Source organism: Roseomonas sp. KE2513 (genome assembly GCF_016107305.1).
In the GTDB taxonomy this organism is placed as follows: domain Bacteria; phylum Pseudomonadota; class Alphaproteobacteria; order Acetobacterales; family Acetobacteraceae; genus Roseomonas.
In genome coordinates this window covers 1-478 of record NZ_RCVR01000194.1, presented here as the reverse complement: position 1 = coordinate 478, position 478 = coordinate 1, and the positions used below count along the sequence as shown (strand labels likewise).

At 61.7% G+C, this 478-nt stretch carries 1 pseudogene; it reads right to left on the bottom strand.

The features are described from left to right. A pseudogene (locus tag D9599_RS30925) lies at positions 1–478 on the bottom strand (DDE-type integrase/transposase/recombinase); the annotation flags it as partial.

Genomic DNA, 478 nt, shown 5'->3' with positions numbered 1-478 from the left:
GGCCTTCAGGTAGACCTCCTCGTACTTGACCGAGCGCCAGAGCCGCTCGACGAAGACGTTGTCGCGCCAGGCGCCTCGGCCGTCCATGCTGATGGCGATATCGGCCTTGAGCAGCACTTCGGTGAAGGCCTAGCTGCTGAACTGCGATCTTTGGTCCGTATTGAAGATGTCAGGCCGGCCATGCCTGAACATTGCCTCCTCCAGTGCCTCGACGCAGAACGCCGCTTCCATGCTGATTGACACTCGCCAGGACAGGACCCGGCGGCTGAACCAGTCGAGTACGGCGGCGAGGTAGACGAAACCACGCGCCATCGGCACGTAGGTGATATCCATGGCCCAGACCTGGTTCGGGTGCTCGATCTTCATCCCACGCAGCAGATACGGGTAGATCTTGTGGCCCAGCGCCGGCTTGGAGGGGTTCGGCTTGCGGTAGATCGCCTCGATGCCCATGCGCTTCATCAGCGTCGCAACATGGCAC